This is a genomic window from Pseudoalteromonas sp. BZK2, assembly GCF_014349195.1.
Classification (GTDB): domain Bacteria; phylum Pseudomonadota; class Gammaproteobacteria; order Enterobacterales; family Alteromonadaceae; genus Pseudoalteromonas; species Pseudoalteromonas simplex.
Genome location: NZ_JACSOG010000080.1, coordinates 1 through 1581, shown reverse-complemented (window position 1 = coordinate 1581; position 1581 = coordinate 1). Strand labels below are relative to the sequence as shown.

Here is a 1581-nt window from a genome sequence, read left to right as displayed (position 1 = left end):
CAGCACTAAGCTGCCCACTGCTGCTCCGGTGGTTTGCCCACTGATGAGCGGTGTCACATCATTACTATCGGCCAAGGTATCAAGGCTAATCGTCGGTGCAGTAATGTCGATTTCACCAGTGGCACTATCGGTGCCGGTATTACCGGCTGCATCGGTGACTGAAGCATTAACAGTAAAACTACCTTCTGCCAGTATAGTGGTTGCAGACACTGACCAACTTCCGTTCGCTAATACCGTAGCGACTAAAGTTTGTGGGTTGCCTTGTGAATCTGTAATGATCACTGTAACTGTGCTTCCTACCGGTGCATCCGTTGTACCACTTATTGTTGGGGTTGTATCATTGGTTTGTGCAATATCATTAATTGCAATGGTAGGAGGGGTTAAATCAATTGTTCCTACAGCAGAGTCTGTACCTTCAACGCCACCTACAGTAACGCTAGCAGTAACCGTAAAATCACCTTCAGTTAATGCATTATTAGCAGTAACAGTCCAAATACCACCTGAGACACTTACTGTCAGTGTTTCAACTGGATTGGTGCCATCATTTATAGTCACTGTTACCGTACTGCCGTCAGGAGCACTGGTTGTTCCTGAAATAGTAGGCGTTGTATCGTTCGTTTGGCCTAGGGCATCTATTGAAATACTAGGCGCACTGGTATTCAAGGTGAAATTCTCTGTTGCTGAGGCGCTATTTCCTGCTGCATCTTCTACTGTAGCAACCACGCTGTAGTCATCATTCGCTAACGATGAAGAGGTGACAGACCAATTACCAGCACCATCAACGGTTGCAGTCAAACTGATCTCACCACCACTGGTATCTGTTAATACAAGTGAAATAACAGTGCCTGCTGGCTCCGAAGATGTACCACTAATAGTTGGTGTTGCGGTGTTAATTGTGCCTAGATTGTTGATTGTAATGAGAGGCGCTGTAGTGTCTATCGTTCCTGAGCCTGTATCACTCCCTGTATTACCCGCAGCATCTGTGATTGTTGCAGTAATTGTATAGTTACCATCAGGTATTTCAGATGCGTCTGTTTGCCATGTGCCTGCAGCACTTACAACAGCTGTAAAACTATAATTATCGCCATTACTGTCTGTAACTATAATATTTACAATTGTGCCCGCAGGCTCGGTAGATGTACCGCTGATTGTTGGGGTATTATCATTACTTAAGCCATTATCATTCACAACGACTGTAGGATTTACCGTATCAATACTACCTGAGGCACTGATTGTTGTACTATTGCCCGCCACGTCACTCACTGTTGCTGACACAGTGTAATCACCTTCGGCTAAACCGTTTGGCACTTCGCTAGTCCAGGTTCCATTACTGCCCACTGTGGCTGAGAAAGTTTGTACCACACCGTTACTATCAGTCACTGTGATAGTTACTAACGCGCCGATTTCATTACTTGTGCCGCTTAAAGTTGGCGTCACATCACTGCCCGCCCCAACGCCCGTTAAGGTTAAGCTTGGTGCAATGGTATCAATGACCCCAGTCACCGTTTCTTCTGTAAGGTTCCCCACCCCATCACGCACACTGGCGTCAACAGTAAATTGACCATCAGCTAAGACCGTTGT

The 1581-nt window shown here is 46.0% G+C and carries 1 protein-coding gene; it reads right to left on the bottom strand.

What is annotated here, in order from left to right:
- Positions 1–1581: beta strand repeat-containing protein (locus BIZ38_RS21625; protein WP_187491289.1), on the bottom strand; the 1581-nt coding region annotated here is incomplete at both ends.